The following is a 398-nucleotide window of genomic DNA, read 5'->3' as shown; positions in this document are numbered from 1 at the left end:
CAACCGCACCGCGAGACACGCTCACGCTCGAATCAGGACGAGGATCATCAACGTTGTTAGCGTGATGCGCAGCCAGTCGGACAGCGCCGATAGCAGCGATCTGATTCGCCACCGCCAACGTCTCGCTCGGGATGCTCGTAGACCGAACAAGAACCCGGTTAAGCCCCTCCTCGTCGTAATGCCACTCTAGATGCGCCACTACGCCCTCCGGAGAGTGTAATCATGATGATGCGTTCGATTAGAGGCCCGATACTGAGTGCGGTCACCAAACACCGACCACATCTCGCCGTCGATCTCCACCTTCGACTGAGCACCAATCTTCACACCCATGTCCTTCCGCAGAAGGCGCATACGAAGCACACGCTCGGTCTCGTAACCCTCGTTATCCTGCTCCGCAC

1 protein-coding gene and 1 pseudogene are annotated in these 398 nt (G+C 58.0%); both read right to left on the bottom strand.

Features of this window, described 5'->3' with window-relative positions; all coding sequences use genetic code 11:
* Positions 1-199: hypothetical protein (locus QP119_RS11505; protein WP_284776301.1), on the bottom strand; the 199-nt coding region annotated here is incomplete at its 3' end.
* A pseudogene (locus QP119_RS11500) lies at positions 199-398 on the bottom strand (hypothetical protein); the annotation flags it as partial. The pseudogene QP119_RS11500 and the gene QP119_RS11505, both read right to left, overlap by 1 nt.

The organism is Corynebacterium frankenforstense (genome assembly GCF_030211955.1).
GTDB classification, from domain to species: Bacteria; Actinomycetota; Actinomycetes; order Mycobacteriales; family Mycobacteriaceae; genus Corynebacterium; species Corynebacterium frankenforstense_A.
Note: the sequence above shows the minus strand (reverse complement) of the source record. Positions and strands in the feature narration are given on the sequence as shown.